The sequence below is a fragment of the Dellaglioa sp. CoH-57-MRSF-16 genome, assembly GCF_056782055.1.
Genome location: NZ_JBXAXZ010000078.1, coordinates 1 through 408 on the forward strand (window position 1 = coordinate 1; position 408 = coordinate 408).

Genomic DNA, 408 nt, shown 5'->3' on the forward strand with positions numbered 1-408 from the left:
CAACTTATGGAGAACACATGAACGAGGGCATTGCCCCAAGTGGCTACAGCGTGAGTCACAGCCCGGTCTCTGGTCTGGACGAGTAGTAGATAGAAAACCCGGCCTCGGCCGGGTTTTTCTTTTGCTTGACGTGCTTAGTAAATAATAGTAGTATCGCTTTTTGTAACTGAACTAGGCAACAGGAGAGAAGTATGCTGATCCGCAACGAGTACGATGGAACTGATTCGCAGGGCAACCGTTTCCAAGGCACCAACTACCGTGACTTCCGCGTCAACTACCTGATCGTTGGAGATGTGGCCTGTCAGTCGAGTGACTTGTTCGATCGTAAGCAGGTACATTTGCGTACTGTATGCGGCTCTGCGCAAGACCCGAAGGTAGCTCGAAGCCGGATGAGTGAGATTGAGGCCT

1 protein-coding gene is annotated in these 408 nt (G+C 51.2%); it reads left to right on the plus strand.

Features of this window, described 5'->3' with window-relative positions; translation table 11 throughout:
* Window positions 1-191 precede the first annotated feature (191 nt).
* Window positions 192-408, plus strand: a 217-nt coding sequence (locus AC1RPH_RS07940) for a hypothetical protein (protein ID WP_481762047.1), incomplete at its 3' end; no start/stop codon positions are given.